The organism is Photobacterium sp. R1, assembly GCF_054600795.1.
Genome location: NZ_BAAHZP010000958.1, coordinates 1 through 237 on the forward strand (window position 1 = coordinate 1; position 237 = coordinate 237).

At 47.3% G+C, this 237-nt stretch carries 1 rRNA gene; it reads right to left on the reverse strand.

The window, feature by feature from the left end:
- Window positions 1–237 (reverse strand): 23S ribosomal RNA (locus tag ACYP03_RS27905); the annotation flags it as partial.

Below are 237 nucleotides of genomic sequence, written 5' to 3' on the forward strand. Positions count from 1 at the left end.
AAATAGCTTTCGGGGAGAACCAGATATCTCCAGGTTTGATTTGACTTTCACCCCTATCCACAAGTCATCCGCTAATTTTTCAACATTAGTCGGTTCGGTCCTACAGTAAGTGTTACCTCACCTTCAACCTGCCCATGGCTAGATCACCTGGTTTCGGGTCTAATCCCAGCAACTGCACGACCAGTTAAGACTCGGTTTCCCTACGGCTCCCCTATACGGTTAACCATGCTACTGAAA